This window comes from Enterobacter sp. ZOR0014, assembly GCF_000798855.1.
Classification (GTDB): domain Bacteria; phylum Pseudomonadota; class Gammaproteobacteria; order Enterobacterales; family Enterobacteriaceae; genus Enterobacter; species Enterobacter kobei.
The window spans coordinates 1-232 of sequence record NZ_JTLF01000209.1 but is presented as its reverse complement, the minus strand read 5'-3'; the positions used below and the strand labels follow the sequence as shown (position 1 = coordinate 232).

Annotated in this window: 1 protein-coding gene; it reads right to left on the bottom strand. The window is 39.7% G+C overall.

Going from position 1 to position 232, the window contains the following annotated elements; genetic code table 11:
- A partial coding sequence (locus tag L977_RS24960) for a hypothetical protein (protein ID WP_231563549.1) occupies positions 1-202 on the bottom strand: 202 nt, incomplete at its 3' end.
- Positions 203-232 lie beyond the last annotated feature (30 nt).

The window sequence follows — 232 nt, the reverse complement described above, 5'->3', positions numbered from 1 at the left end:
TGACGCAAGTGAATACTGAATCAACGTATGAAAAGTTTAAATCATCGTCAAACTGATATCCACGCGCTTTGACTGATAACTTAGAGAAGTCGTTATGCTTGCCACGTTTAGGGCTTAACATTAACATAAATTCTGCCCATGCTGTTAGAGTAGAACCACCCAAGGCGTCACTAGGCTTTACCATATATGCTTTATCGTCCATTGAGTTTGCATAAGCTGATTTGTTTGCATG